Origin of the sequence: Spirillospora sp. NPDC048911, from assembly GCF_043198015.1 — a bacterium.
Classification (GTDB): Bacteria; Actinomycetota; Actinomycetes; order Streptosporangiales; family Streptosporangiaceae; genus Spirillospora.
Window position 1 is genome coordinate 547,833 of the sequence record NZ_JBICUD010000006.1, and the last position, 13,276, is coordinate 561,108.

At 70.5% G+C, this 13,276-nt stretch carries 12 protein-coding genes; 8 read left to right on the forward strand and 4 right to left on the reverse strand.

Annotated elements, in window-relative coordinates:
• Nucleotides 1-64 precede the first annotated feature (64 nt).
• From ACGFNU_RS28985 to ACGFNU_RS28995, 3 genes are all read left to right on the forward strand, one after another.
• Nucleotides 65-967 (forward strand): ABC transporter ATP-binding protein, encoded by a 903-nt coding sequence (locus ACGFNU_RS28985; RefSeq protein WP_392598586.1) that lies wholly within the window; start codon nucleotides 65-67, stop codon nucleotides 965-967.
• Nucleotides 964-2,037: an ABC transporter permease gene (locus ACGFNU_RS28990; protein ID WP_392598587.1), complete on the forward strand. Its 1,074-nt coding sequence runs from the start codon at nucleotides 964-966 to the stop codon at nucleotides 2,035-2,037. The genes ACGFNU_RS28985 and ACGFNU_RS28990 overlap by 4 nt, the downstream gene beginning before the upstream one ends.
• A 144-nt stretch (nucleotides 2,038-2,181) precedes the next feature.
• Nucleotides 2,182-2,412 (forward strand): hypothetical protein, encoded by a 231-nt coding sequence (locus ACGFNU_RS28995; protein ID WP_392598588.1) that lies wholly within the window; start codon nucleotides 2,182-2,184, stop codon nucleotides 2,410-2,412.
• Nucleotides 2,413-2,535: 123 nt separating this feature from the next.
• Here ACGFNU_RS28995 and ACGFNU_RS29000 read toward each other — a convergent pair whose 3' ends face one another.
• A complete protein-coding gene (locus ACGFNU_RS29000) occupies nucleotides 2,536-3,249 on the reverse strand; it encodes a GNAT family N-acetyltransferase (RefSeq protein WP_392598590.1) in 714 nt (237 codons plus the stop codon).
• Between the two features lie 47 nt (nucleotides 3,250-3,296).
• Between ACGFNU_RS29000 and ACGFNU_RS29005 the strand changes: the two genes are divergently transcribed.
• Entirely contained in the window at nucleotides 3,297-4,040 is a 744-nt protein-coding gene (locus ACGFNU_RS29005; protein WP_392598591.1) for a YaaA family protein, read from the forward strand.
• Nucleotides 4,041-4,270: 230 nt separating this feature from the next.
• On the opposite strand, the gene ACGFNU_RS29010 is transcribed toward ACGFNU_RS29005, so the two are convergent.
• The 3 genes from ACGFNU_RS29010 to ACGFNU_RS29020 form a co-directional block, all read right to left on the reverse strand.
• A complete protein-coding gene (locus ACGFNU_RS29010; RefSeq protein WP_392598593.1) occupies nucleotides 4,271-5,929 on the reverse strand; it encodes an RNA polymerase sigma factor in 1,659 nt (552 codons plus the stop codon).
• A gap of 257 nt (nucleotides 5,930-6,186) precedes the next feature.
• Nucleotides 6,187-8,538, reverse strand: a complete 2,352-nt coding sequence (locus tag ACGFNU_RS29015) for a SpoIIE family protein phosphatase (RefSeq protein WP_392598595.1) — start codon at nucleotides 8,536-8,538, stop codon at nucleotides 6,187-6,189.
• Nucleotides 8,539-8,917: 379 nt separating this feature from the next.
• Nucleotides 8,918-9,499 carry an HhH-GPD-type base excision DNA repair protein gene (locus ACGFNU_RS29020; protein ID WP_392598597.1) on the reverse strand — a complete coding sequence of 194 codons (582 nt, stop codon included), beginning with the start codon at nucleotides 9,497-9,499 and terminating at the stop codon, nucleotides 8,918-8,920.
• Nucleotides 9,500-9,597: 98 nt separating this feature from the next.
• Between ACGFNU_RS29020 and ACGFNU_RS29025 the strand changes: the two genes are divergently transcribed.
• The 4 genes from ACGFNU_RS29025 to ACGFNU_RS29040 all read left to right on the forward strand — a co-directional run bounded on the left by ACGFNU_RS29025 (nucleotide 9,598) and on the right by ACGFNU_RS29040 (nucleotide 13,208).
• Nucleotides 9,598-10,302, forward strand: a complete 705-nt coding sequence (locus ACGFNU_RS29025) for a molybdopterin-dependent oxidoreductase (protein ID WP_392598599.1) — start codon at nucleotides 9,598-9,600, stop codon at nucleotides 10,300-10,302.
• Entirely contained in the window at nucleotides 10,289-11,074 is a 786-nt protein-coding gene (locus tag ACGFNU_RS29030; protein WP_392598601.1) for a cytochrome b/b6 domain-containing protein, read from the forward strand. The genes ACGFNU_RS29025 and ACGFNU_RS29030 overlap by 14 nt, the downstream gene beginning before the upstream one ends.
• Before the next feature lie 117 nt (nucleotides 11,075-11,191).
• The gene (locus tag ACGFNU_RS29035; protein WP_392598603.1) at nucleotides 11,192-11,446 is read left to right on the forward strand and encodes a hypothetical protein; all 255 of its coding nucleotides are present in this window, start codon (nucleotides 11,192-11,194) and stop codon (nucleotides 11,444-11,446) included.
• Between the two features lie 256 nt (nucleotides 11,447-11,702).
• The gene (locus ACGFNU_RS29040) at nucleotides 11,703-13,208 is read left to right on the forward strand and encodes a hypothetical protein (RefSeq protein WP_392598818.1); all 1,506 of its coding nucleotides are present in this window, start codon (nucleotides 11,703-11,705) and stop codon (nucleotides 13,206-13,208) included.
• The last annotated feature ends 68 nt before the right edge of the window (nucleotides 13,209-13,276 follow it).

The following is a 13,276-nucleotide window of genomic DNA, read 5'->3' on the forward strand; positions in this document are numbered from 1 at the left end:
GGAGAAGACGAACTCCACCCGTGGACGGGTGTCCCCTGACCTCGCCCTCCGTAACGTCCTGATCATGACACACACCATCAGCGTTGACTCTCTTCGCAAACGGTACGGGGACGTGCAGGCCGTCGACGGCGTGTCGTTCGATGTGGAGCAGGGCGAGTTCTTCGGGATCCTCGGCCCCAACGGCGCCGGCAAGACGACCACCCTGGAGATCATCGAGGGCCTCCGGGAGGCGGACGAGGGCACGGTGACGGTCCTGGGGCTGCCGCCGTGGCCGCGCAACTCCAAGCTACTGCCCCGCATCGGTGTCCAGCTCCAGGCCTCGTCGTTCTTCGAACGCCTGACGGCCCGCGAGCAGTTGCAGACGTTCGGCTCGCTCTACGGCGTTTCCGCCAAGACGGCCGACGCGATGCTGGAGACGGTCGGGCTGGCCGAGAAGGCCGACGTCCAGGTCGAGAAGCTCTCGGGCGGGCAGGCCCAGCGCCTGTCCATCGCCTGCGCCCTCGTGCACGACCCGGAGCTGGTGTTCCTGGACGAGCCGACCGCCGCCCTCGATCCCCAGGCGCGCCGCAACCTGTGGGACCTGCTCCGGGAGATCAACACCGGCGGCCGCACGATCGTGCTCACCACGCACTACATGGACGAGGCGGAGGTGCTCTGCGACCGCGTCGCGATCATGGACCGGGGGCGGATCCTCCAGCTCGGCCCGCCCGCCACCCTGGTCCGCGGGCTGGACGCGCCGGCCCGGGTCAGCGTCGCCAGCGGGGTCCTGTCCACGGCCGACGCCGGCGCGCTGCCGGGCGCCGACACGGTCAGCGACGACGGCGTCTCGCTGACGATCTCGACCCGCGACCCGTCGGCGGTCGTGGCCGCCATGGCCGCCAAGGACGCCCTGGCCGGCGTGCAGATCCACGGCGGCACCCTCGAAGACGTCTTCCTGGAACTCACCGGCAGGGAGTACCGCGCATGAGCACCTTCGCGAGCTTCAAGAGCCTGGCCCGCGCGATGTTCCTCGGTTTCCGGCGGGACAAGGGCGCGCTGTTCTTCACGATCGTGTTCCCGCTGATGTTCCTGGTGATCTTCGGCGGGGTGTTCGGCAACCAGACCACGTCCAAGGCCAAGGTGATCGAGGTCGGCCCGGTGGCCGTGCTCGACCAGGCGAAGGCGCGCGACGGCGGCGAGCTCGGCAAGATCATGTCGATCAAGACGACCACCGACCGGGCGGACGCGCTGAAGAAGGTCAAGGAGGGCGACGCCGACGCGGCCGTCGAGCAGCGGGGCGACAGCGTCGTCGTGCACTACTCGGCCGCCGACCAGGTCAAGTCCGGCACGGTCCGCGGCTACATGGACTCGATCGTGCAGACGGCCAACATCGCCGTCACGGGCAGGCCGCCGACGTACCGGCTCGTGCCGGAGCAGGTCGAGGACGACTCCACGAAGGCGATCCAGTTCTTCACCCCGAGCCTGCTGGGCTGGGCGCTGGCCTCGGCGGGCGTGTTCGGCGCGTCCCAGACGCTGGTGACCTGGCGCACCAAGGGCATTCTGCGGCGGCTCCGGCTGTCGCCGGCCCCGATCTCGGCCGTCTTCGGCGCCCGGGTGGTCGTCAGCATCGGCATCGCGCTGGCCCAGATGGCGCTGTTCCTGACGATCGCCCAGCTGCCGGTCTTCGGCCTCAAGCTGGAGGACTCGTGGTGGATGTCGATCCCGCTGGTGATCTCGGGGGTGCTGGCCTTCCTGTCGCTCGGCATGGTGATCGGCGCCTGGGCCAAGACCCAGGAGGCGGCGCAGGCCGTCACCCAGCTGATCGTCCTGCCGATGGCGTTCCTCGGCGGCTCGTTCTTCCCGCTGGACGCCGCGCCCGGCTGGATGAAGGTCCTGTCGTACGTCTTCCCCCTGCGCTATCTGAACGAGGGGATGCTGAACGTCATGATGCGGGGGCTCGGACCCGCATCGGCCCTGCCGCAGATCGGAATCCTTCTGGGTGTCGCAGTCGTGGGCGCTCTGGTCGCTACCAGACTGTTCCGCTGGGATGCCGCATGACGTTCATAAAACCCTTGCCAGAACGTGTGACGTCGGTCACTTATTGGCCCATTCTGCTCTCGGCGTACTTGAGACCAGGTTGGGAACGCCAGCGTCGGGTTAGATGTTCTCCTAAGTACCGACCCCGAGCATGAGGAAGGTGCCGTGACTGGAGCCCTTGCCCCGACCAAGCCGCTGTCCGTCGCAGACCGTTGCGACCGCTGTGGCGCCCAGGCCTACGTCCGTGCTGTCCTTGTAGGCGGCGGCGACCTTCTGTTCTGCGCCCACCACGGGCGTAGGTACGCAGAGGCTCTCCGTGCGAACGGGGCCGACATTCAGGACGAGAGCGACAGGCTGAACGAAACCCCGGCTTCTGCCCCTGCGGATGAGCGGTAGGCCCCTACATAAAAGAATCCCGCGACGGCGGTCACCGGTATCGGTGGCCGCCGTTCGCATTCTCTGGCGAGCGCGGGTCCAGTTTCACATAGTTATGATCCGAATACTCTCCGTATTGATAAATCACTTCCGGCGAACGCGATAGTGATAGGCCCCGGCCGTCTCGAAGCCTTCCGACCCGTAGAGCGCCCGGGCAGCCGCGTTCTCCTCGACGACCAGCAAATAGGCGCGCTCGCAGCCCTGCTCGCGACCCCAGTCCAGCAAGGCGCGGAGCACGCGCCTGGCGAGACCGCGCCGCCGCGCCGCGGGCGCCACGGCCATGGAGTAGATGCCGAGCCACTCCCCCTGCGGCACCCCGCGCCCCACCGCCACGCCGTCGAGCATCGCGTACCCGGCCGGAACACCCGTGAGGATCTTCTCGGCCATCGCAAGCCCCTCGGGATACCGGCCGTCCACCGACCACCACAGATCAAGCCACTCTCGTGACGGCGTGTCATCGATCACAACCCCGCCGTCTCCGCCGCCCTCGGTGATCTCCCTGGTCAGCGCGAGGGTGGGATCGACCCGGGCATAGCCGCGCCCGGCGAGCGTCCCATCGAGCCCCGCCGGACGGGCCTTGCCGGTCACCGAGAACACCGTGGGAAGGCCGAGCCCGGCGTAGAAACGCTCGGCCCGTTCGATCGCCGCGTCCACCGGGCCCGGATCGCCGGCCGGGAGCACGGAGTTGGCGCGCTTGGTCACACCCTCGGCGTGTCGCAGCCGCCAGCCCCCCATATCCTGGGAGAACGGGGCGGGCCAAGCCGCGGCCACCAGGCCGTCGATGTCCAGGTCGTCCATCGCAGAACCCTACGGGGTCACCAGATCGTCATGTTTTCGGGGGGATCGTGCTCATCCTGTTGCCGCCATCGGAACGGAAGGCGACCGACGGGGACGGTCCGCCGCTCGATCTGGCCCGGCTCAGCTTCCCCGAGCTCAACCCCACCCGCGAGCGGGTGCTCGGTGCGCTGGTCGAGGTGTGCGTCCGCGCGGACGCGCCTGAGGTCCTGGGCCTGCCCGCCGGGCAGGTCGTCGAGGCCCTCGGCCGCAACCGGGGCCTGTACGAGGCGGCGACGCTGCCCGTCTCAGAGCTCTACACCGGCGTGCTGTACGACAACCTGGCCCTGCCCCGCCTCGACCCGGACCGGGCCGCCGAGCAGATCATCGTCTTCTCGGGGCTGTGGGGCGCGCTGAGGCTCACCGACCGCATCCCGCCGTACCGGCTGGCCATGGGCGTGACGCTGCCGGAGGAGGGGCGCCTCGCGGGCGTCTGGCGCCCCGTTCTCAACGAGGCCCTGCGCCCGGACGGCCGGCTGGTCGTCGACATGCGCTCGGGCCCGTACATGGCGGCCTGGAAGGCCCCGCAGCCCGCGGTGGCCGTCCGCGTGTTCCGCGAGCACCTGCTCGGCGGCGTGCCGAAGCGCACCGTGGTCAGCCACATGGCCAAGGCCACCCGCGGCAAGGTGGCCCACGACCTGATCAAGGCGGGCGCCGCCCCGCGCACGGCCGACGAGCTCCTCAAGGCCGTCGCCGACCTCGGCCACACCGTCGAGCTCAACGGCACCAACCTCGACATCATCCTCCCCGCCTAGGGCCCCGCCCACTCGGAGGTGGAGAAGGCCAGGCCGCATTCGGCGCTTTACCGTGGCTAAGGGATGGCCTGGGCACCGCGTCCGCGGCGCGCGACCTGCTGCCCCCGCGGCGACATTCCTCCCGCCCCGCACGTCAAGAAACCCCGCAAGGGAGTCTCGGTAGCGCACATACGGCTGTGGGGCCGAGCCGTCAGGCTCGGCCCCACAGCCGTATGGATGAACAGCGCCGGCTAGTCGAGGTAGTCGCGCAGGACCTGGCTGCGGCTGGGGTGGCGCAGCTTGGACATGGTCTTGGACTCGATCTGGCGGATGCGCTCGCGGGTCACCCCGTAGACCTTGCCGATCTCGTCCAGCGTCTTGGGCTGGCCGTCGGTGAGGCCGAACCGCATCGACACCACGCCCGCCTCGCGCTCGCTCAGCGTGTCGAGCACCGAGTGGAGCTGCTCCTGCAGCAGGGTGAAGCTGACCGCGTCGGCCGGGACGATCGCCTCGGAGTCTTCGATCAGGTCACCGAACTCGCTGTCGCCGTCCTCGCCCAGCGGGGTGTGCAGGGAGATCGGCTCGCGGCCGTACTTCTGGACCTCGACGACCTTCTCCGGGGTCATGTCGAGTTCCTTGGCCAGCTCCTCCGGGGTGGGCTCGCGGCCCAGGTCCTGGAGCATCTGGCGCTGGACGCGGGCCAGCTTGTTGATGACCTCGACCATGTGCACCGGGATGCGGATGGTGCGGGCCTGGTCGGCCATCGCGCGGGTGATCGCCTGCCGGATCCACCAGGTGGCGTACGTGGAGAACTTGTAGCCCTTGGTGTAGTCGAACTTCTCGACCGCGCGGATCAGGCCGAGGTTGCCCTCCTGGATCAGGTCCAGGAAGAGCATGCCGCGGCCGGTGTAGCGCTTGGCCAGCGAGACCACCAGGCGGAGGTTGGCCTCCAGCAGGTGGTTCTTGGCGCGGCGGCCGTCCTCGGCGATCCACTCGAAGTCCTCGAGGTCCTCCTCGGACATCGACGGACCGTCGGCCGCCAGCCGCTCCTCGGCGAACAGGCCGGCCTCGATGCGCTTGGCGAGCTCGACCTCCTGCTCGGCGTTGAGCAGCGGGACCTTGCCGATCTGCTTGAGGTAGTCCTTGACCGGGTCGGCGGTGGCGCCGGCGGCGGCGATCTGCTGCGCCGGGGCGTCGTCCTCGTCGTCACTGAGCGTGAACGATTCTTCCTCGGACGTGGCGGTGCCGCCCTCGGCCGCCTTGCCGGCGACCGCCTTGGCCGCGGCGGGAGGGGCGGCGCCCTCCTCGGCCTCGGTCTCGGGCTCGTCGGTCTCGGCGACCACTTCCAGGTCGGCCTCGAGGTCACCGAGATCGGCTTCGAGATCGGCGACGTCGACGTCCTCGTCCTCGAGCTCGGGGTCGTCGCCGGCCTTGCCGGCCGCCTTCTTCACCGGGCCCTTGGCGGCATCGGCCGCGGCGACCTTCTTGGCGGCGGCAGCGGGCTTCTTGGGCTTCGCCGGGCCTTTCTTGGGCTCGGCCTTCTTCGCCGCGGGCGCCGGCTTGGGCGCGGCGGCGGTCTCGTCAGCGTCGTCACTCACGACCGCGGTCACCGTGTCGGGCTGCTCTTGTGCAGCAGCGGCTGTCTTGGGCCTGCGCGCCGTCGGCGCCGCGCGTTTGCGCGGACGCTTGGGCGCTGCGGAGTCGGCAGCGCTCACCATGACGGTTACACCCTCCTTGCTGAGGCTCCGCAGAATGCTGGAGGCCTTCGACACGGGGATGTCGGCCTCCTCGAACGTACGTCGTACGTCGTCGGCTTCGAGGTAACCCTGGGACCGTCCACGCTCGATCAGTTGCGCGATGACGTGCTCGTGCAGATCTGACGCTTTCGAGGTCGAGCTAGCAGGCGACACAAATACCTCTCGAACGAACGTGTGGCTTGGTTGACCCAAGTGCCCTGACGGGCCCGGCCTCACACTGGGTGGGACCACACACTGGGCGGGACTCCCCGGTGCGGGACCGCAGCGTACCCGCTCTTACTAGGGTCAAGCATTCTGGCACGGCTGCACATTCCGCATCGACGTCCTACCCGGTAACACACCACCTTAGGGGGCGCGGAGCGGTCCTTCGTACGTGCTACGCCGTCTTGTCGCGGGTCTTTCGGCGGTGATCAGGGGGACTTCGGCGGGACGTGCAGGGCAAGTACGGTCACATCGTCCACTTGCTCATACCCCGCAAGCATGCGATCGACCAGGAAGTCGACAAGTCTCTCTGGGTCTCCTACAACTTCAGGTGGGGCGTCCATGGCCACGGAGACGAGCTCCTCGAGGCCGGCGTCCACTCCACGCCTACGGTTCTCCACCAGTCCATCGGAATAGAACACCACAGTGTTGCCGGTCTCGATGGAAAAATTCGTCTGTTGTCTCTGACTCGGCCAGCCGAGGGGCGTCCCGGGCTCCAGGTCGCTCACCCTGGCGGGCGTGTCGGGCGAGATCAGCAGCGGCGGCGGGTGGCCCGCGTTGCTGAAGGCGCCGAGGCCCGTCTCCGGATCGATCACCGCGTACGCGACCGTGGTGAACTGCTCCTCGTCCTCGGTGGCGCTGAACAGCCGGTCGAGGCCGGCCAGCACCGCGGCGGGCCGCGGATCGTTCAGCGCGAGGGCGCGCAGCGCGTTGCGGACACGGCCCATTCCGGCCGCGGCGAGAACTCCCTTGCCCATGACGTCGCCGACGGCCACGGCGAGCCGGTCGTCCGGCAGCCGGAACACGTCGTACCAGTCGCCGCCGACCTGCACATGGCGTGTCGCGGGGTTGTAGCGGGCCGCCAGCTGCATGCCGGGCAGCTGCGGGAGGTCGCTGGGCAGCAGGCTGCGCTGCAGCTCCTCGGCGGTCTTGTGCTCGCGCTCGAACAGCAGCGCCCGCTCGACGGCCAGGGCGCACTGGCCCGCGAGGGCCTCCAGGAAGACCCGCTCCTCCTCGGTGATCTCCCGGGGCCGGGTGAACGAGAACCGCAGGGCGCCGATCGGGGCGCCCGCCGCGAGCAGCGGCAGGCCGACCCAGGCGCGTTCCTCGGTGTGCTGCAGGAACAGGCCCGCCTCGTCGCGGCCGAGCTGCAGCCGGAGGCTGTCGGGATGCTCGGCCAGGAACGGCCGGCTCTCGCGCACGGCGACCGACATAACGGTTTGGTCACTGACTTTGAAGTCGTCGCGGGACGAGGGCCTGCTCTCGTCGCGTTCGGCGCCCGGCTGGGACGGCGCGACGATGCTCAGCCGCAGCTTGTCGTCGTCCAGCAGCGCCACCGCGGAGTAGTCGGCGCCGATCGCCGACCGGCCCACCTCGGTGATCACCTGGACGACCTGGCTGACGGTGAGGGCCTCGGCGAGCATCGAGGTGGCCTGCTGGAGCCGCGCGGTGCGCAGCGCGGCGGCCGACAGCTGCTCGGTGAGCCGGCCGCGCATCTCCTCGGCCTCGCGCTGGCCGGTGACGTCGGTGTTGGCGCCGACCCACTCGATCACCGACTCGCCCTGCCAGATCGGCACGGCGCGGACGTCGAAGTGGCGGTACGTGCCGCTCTTGGTGCGGATCCGGTAGTTGGCCTCGAAGACGCGGTTGTCCTCGACGCACTCGCGCCAGCTCGCCTCGATGCGGGGCCGGTCCTCGGGGTGCACGACCGCCAGCCAGCCGCCGACGGCGTAGTCGTCCTGGGTCTGGCCGGTGATCGACCGCCACTCGGGCGCGTCGTCGATCACACCGCTGGACGCCCCGGCGCCCGGGCCGTGACCCGCGGCGCCCGAGGGCGCGACGACCCAGACCACCTGGGAACTGGCCTCGACGAGCGAGCGGTAGCGCTGCTCCTTGCGGCGGATGACCTCTTCGGCGCGGCGGCGCTCGGTGACGTCCAGCGCGGTGAGGACCACGCCGAGCTGCTTGCCGTCGCGGCCGTGCGAGGGCAGCCACGAGCAGCTGAGAATGCGTTCGTCGCCGAGCGGACGTCCGGGCGTGTCGCCGCCGTCGGCCCCGGCGCCCTCGGCTCCGGTGCCGGATCCGGCGCCTCCGGCGGCCTCCCCGGCGAGGCGCGCGGTGGCCGGGCCGTTCGATCCGGGCGGGCCATTCGAGCCGGCAGGGCCGTTCGGCGCGGCCGGGCCGTTGGTCTCGTTCGGCTGCTCGCCCGGCCGCGGCGGGCTCGGCACGGCCGGACCCCCGCCCCGGACGACCAGGTCGACGTCGGTCAGCGGCCGGTCTTCGGCCAGGACCTTGCGCAACGCGGCCTCGAAGGCGGTCGCGAGCTCCTCGGGGAGCACCTCGGCGGGCCGGCGGTCCTGCAGGTCGCCGGCGGCCACGCCGAGCAGGCGCGCGAGCGCGTCGCTGACGCGGCGGCAGCCGTGGGACGTGTCGAAGAACGCGAACCCGGCGGGAGCCTCCTTCATCAACGTCACGTACAGCGCGGAGTCGGACGCATCCATGGGCTTGCCCTCCACCCCAGAGATCCGGGGACGCGGAACGGACGTGTCGGCGGTGCTCATGGACAACACCTCCGTCCCAGGGGGTCCCGTACCGCGAGGCAAGTCATCATCACAATGAGTGAATGGGAGCAGGCTAACGCTCCCGCCTCCATCACAACACCCGTCGGAGTCAGGTACTCATCATCCCGATGGTTCGCCGTGGACGGAAGCCCTGTCAGGCATCCATGTCAGGCGAGCCGCCGGTAATTCGGACGCCGCCCGGCCGGTCCGTCCCGGAATCGCACCGGGACGCCCGTTCGGACGGCGAGTAGCAGATGTTATGACGTCCGAGCGGTCCCGCGGGAGTACCTCAGACGATCAATCACGTTACGGACGGACCGAACGGCGGGCGAGCTGGGCCGCATCCGATTGCAAAAAGAAGGTAAAGCCTCACGGAGTGTCAACCCTTCGCCTTGGCGGCGGCCTTCATCTCCTTCTTGAAGGCGCGGACCTTCTCCAGCGACTCGGGCCCGGTGATGTCGGCCACGGAGCGGTACGAGCCCTCCTCGCCGTACGCGCCGGCCGCCTCCCGCCAGCCCTCCGGCGTGACCCCGTACTGCTTGCCGAGCAGCGCCGTGAAGATCTGGGCCTTCTGCTTGCCGTACCCGGGCAGGGCGTTGAGCCGCTTGAACAGTTCGCGGCCGTCCGGCACGTCCCGCCAGATCGCCTCGGCGTCGCCCTCGTAGCGTTCGACGAGGTACTGGCAGAGCTGCTGCACCCGCTTGCCCATCGATTTGGGGTAGCGGTGCACGACCGGCGGCTCGGCCATCAGCGCCTCGAACCGTTCGGGGTCGTAGGCGGCGATCTCGTGCGCGTCGAGATCGTCCCAGCCGGCCCGCCGCATGATCGTGTGCGGCCCGGCGAAGGCCCGTTCCATGGGAAATTGCTGATCGAGCAGCATGCCGACCAGGACGGCGAGCGGGCTGCGTCCGAGCAACTCGTCCGCCTCGGGCTGCTGGGCGAGGTGAACCTTCGTGGCCATGACCTCAGCTTAGATCTGACGGATCTCTTACGTCCGGCGGCCGCCCATGGCGCGCCGGGGCCCGGCGGTGCTCGAATGGGAGGGTGCGGCAAAGAAGGGTGAACGAAGACGACGAGACCACCGGCGCGCCCGTGGGGCGGCGGGTGATCCTCGGGATGCTCGGCCTCGGCGCCGTGGGGATCGTCGTGGGCGCGAACGCGCAGCAGAAGGTCAACCGCGCGCTGGCGCCGCTCGGCCCGGTCGGCCAGGTGCTGCCCGCGGCGGGCGGCTTCCGCTACTACTCGGTGGTGGCGGGCGTGAAGAAGCGCACGCCCGCGACGTACCGGCTGACGGTGAACGGGCTGGTCGACAGGCCGCGGACGTTCTCGTTCGCCGACCTGGGGCGTCTGCCGCAGACCCAGCTGACCAAGGACTTCCAGTGCGTGACGGGCTGGCGGGTGGAGAACGTCGCCTGGGCGGGGGTGGCGCTTCCCGACCTGCTGGACGCGGTGGGCGTGTCGTCGCGGGCCCAGGCGGTGCGGTTCCACTCGTTCGACGGCGCCTACACCGAGTCGCTCACGCTCGAACAGGCGCGGCGGCGCGACGTCGTGGTCGCGACCGGGATGCTCGGCGGGCCGGTGGCGCACGACCACGGCGGGCCCGTCCGGCTGTTCGTGGCCCCGATGTACGGCTACAAGTCCCTCAAGTGGCTCGGCAGGATCGAGCTGACCACCGACGTCGTCCCGGGCTTCTGGGAGGAGCGCGGCTACGACGTCGACGCGTGGGTGGGCCGATCGAACGGACGCGACGATGAGCCGACCTGACGAGGACGAGCGCGATCGCACGGGCGAGCGCGAGCACGCTGGCGAGCGCGACCGCACAGGCGAGCAGCGCACGGGGTGGGCTGGCGAGCGCGCGGGGTGGCTGGCGCGGTTCAGCGTCACCGAGCGGGCGGTGCACCACGCCACCGGGCTGCTGATGCTGGTCTGCATTGTGACGGCGGCGTGCCTGTACGTGCCCGACCTCTCCACGCTGGTGGGGCGGCGGGACGTGATCAAGCCGATCCACGTGTGGGCCGGTTTCCTGCTGCCGGTGCCCGTGCTGCTCGGCGTGCTGTCGCGGGCGTTCCGGCGGGACCTGCGGCGCCTCAACCGGTTCGGCCCGCAGGACGCGGAGTGGCTGCGGCGGCGTGACCGGCGGGCCGTGCTGGACGGGCGCGGCGTGATCGAGGTAGGCAAGTTCAACGCGGGCCAGAAGCTGAACGCGGCGTTCGTCGCCGGCGCGATCCTGGTGATGCTCGGCACCGGCGCGATGCTCACCTTCCCCGACCCGTGGCCGGACTCGTGGCGGGGCGGCGCGACCTTCGTCCACGACTGGCTGACGCTGGCGATCGTGGTCATGACGTTCGGCCACCTCGGGTACGCGCTGAGCGACCGGGGCGCCATGACGGGGATGCTGACCGGCCGGGTGGACCGGGCGTGGGCCGCCCGTCACCACGCGGGATGGCTGGCCGCGATGGATCGTTCCAGCACAGACGGCGCAGGCGACGGTGCGGCGACCCGGACCGTTCCCCCGGCGGATGCCGGAGCGCCTTGAAAACGTGGCCCGGAGAGCCCTTGACACCTCCAGCAAACGCGTTGGAATAGGACATCGAGGAGAGGTTGGTCGGAACCCCGTCCGCTGGGACCTCTCGGGCTCGGAGGGTGTGCGTAGATGCCTGCTCTTGCCGATCACCGGAGCGAGACCCGCGACCGTCTCGCGCGGCGTCTCGCCGCGGAGTTCGCGACCGTCAGCGCCGGCACGGTCGAACGTTGTGTCGCCGATGTCCAGGTCTGCATGACGCATCTGGGGTTCGAGGCCACGCCGGATCGAGTGGAACGGCTGGCACGCGAGCGCCTGGTCGGAGTGATCAAGTCCGAACCGCCGTCCGGACGCGGCACGTTCCCGCCCGGGGACGGCGACCTCTGATCCGTCCGGCGCACGGCGGCGCTTCGCCGACCACCCGGCCGGCGCTCGCCGGCGCCTTCGCCGATGATCCGTACGGCGCGTGGCCGGGCGGACGCGCCGCGTCCCAATCCGGTCGGCGCTCGGTGTCCTGGACTCCGTCCGGCATCGGATCTGAGAAGCTAGAGCCGTGAGTTCCCGCAGCCGCCGCCGTCCCTCCGGGGATTCCGCGCGGGACGGCCGGCCGCCCTCGGACGAGGTCTCCGCGATCTTCGACGACATGCTGCGGCACGCCCGGGAGTTGCTGGCGGTCCGCAGCCCGCTGGACGCCGAGCTGATCGTGAGCGAGATCCTCGGTTCCTGGTGGGGGCACCGCATCGGCGAGGGCGAGGTCGAGGAGGTCATCGGCGAGGCGCTCGTCGACTATGCCGGCCGGGCGGGCACCCCGGCCGCGCTGGCCCTGCTGACGGGCATCTCCTACCTCGGCACCACCCGGCAGCAGGCCAAGGCCGAACGCGCCGCGCTGGAGCTCATGGACCGCGGGGTCGCCCGGCCCGGCTGGGCCGACCGGGTCGGCGCGGTGGCGCACGAGGAGTGCTACGTCTCCCGCGACGTCTACGGCGACCAGGATTCGATCATCTGCACGTACACCTACGGCGGCACCGAACGGCACGCGCTCGTCGTCCTGGTGGACCGTAACAAGGCGGCGCCCGCCGGCGACGGCGACCCGCCCGCCTGCGGGATGGTCCGCGACGCGTGGGTGTCGTCCCAGGTCGGCAAGCTCCTCGACCACTGCCGCCGCGAGGGACGCACCAACCCGCTGATGCGGTTCGAGCAGGTCGACCCGCGCGACACCAGGGCGCTGCTGCAGCGCGCCCTGGAGTTCACGAACGAGACCGTCGGTCCCCCGGTCAACGAGAACTTCGGCTCCTACCACGCGTTCGTGCGGGCCCGCGTGCGGGCGCTGCCGCCGGGCGGCCGCCCGCCGCGGCCCGAGATCTACGGCAAGGACCGGTGCGCGACGATCGCGGCGCGCTTCCTGGCGTCCGACGAGGCCGAGGACCTCTCCGACCGGTCCGCCGCCAGCCACTGCGTCGACCGGATCATCGACTACGGGTGCGCGCACGACTTCGGCCGCCCGCTGCGGGTCAGCCCGATCAAGAGCGAGATGTTCCTGCTCGACTGGCTGCCCCGCAAGGTGCTGCTGTCACCGGCCGAGCAGGAGGCCGTGCCGCACGTCCTGGCCGCCTGGGTGCGCTGGGCCGGGCGGCGGACCGGGCTGCCCGAGGAGGGCGTCCGCGCCACGCTCGACGCCATCTGGGACGCCACCACCAAGTTCGCCGAGGCCTACCGCGACCCGTCGGCCTACGGGCTCGATCGCGAGCTCGTCGACCGGCTGCTGCCCGACGGCGATCTGGAGGCGCTCCCCCGCCGGGCGTTCGCGCTGCCGTTCCTGTCCGGCAAGCACCGGCTCTCCGGGCGGCACGGCTCGATCGACCTGTCGACCCTGGACCCCGCGGATCCGGACGACCGGCGGATCATGATCGAGTTCGAGCATCCCGGCGCCGAGACCGCGCACCTCGACGCGCACGAGCGCCTGACCGAACGGCTGTGGAACGGCGATCCGCCGCAACTGTGGGAGACCGCGCAGGCACTCCTGGACGTCGGCTACGAACGGCACGAGATCCTGCACAAGCTGATCGATGTTCTCGATCGCTGCGGCGGCGACGACGCCGAGCTGGTGAAATCCTTGCGTGTGTTGCGTCACGAACCACCACCTGAGTGAACTCCCGGTTTGCCAGAGGCGTCCGGGGCGACAATCATCGAGATCTCGGGCAGCGGCGCCACGGCGGT